Genomic DNA, 255 nt, shown 5'->3' on the forward strand with positions numbered 1-255 from the left:
AATCACACCCGTCGGCACGGTTTACGGTCATTCCGCAAGTCAAGGTGCGCGACAAACAGCATGCTTTTGATTTTTTGACACAAGTTGAAGCGTTGGGTGGGGAAGGGGTGATGCTGCGTCAACCTGAAGCCCGTTATGCAAGCGGTAGAAAGGGGCAGCTGTTGAAGCTGAAAAGTGAATATGATGATGAAGGTACGGTAACGCGTCATTATGAGGGCACTGGGCGCAATGTCGGGCGGGTGGGTGCGGTAGGAT

General features: G+C 52.9%; 1 protein-coding gene. It reads left to right on the top strand.

Annotated elements, in window-relative coordinates:
• The coding region (locus ACTHSP_RS23870) for an ATP-dependent DNA ligase (protein ID WP_440347214.1) at nucleotides 1-255 on the top strand (255 nt) is incomplete at both ends.

Source organism: Neisseria sp. P0001.S005 (genome assembly GCF_051963715.1).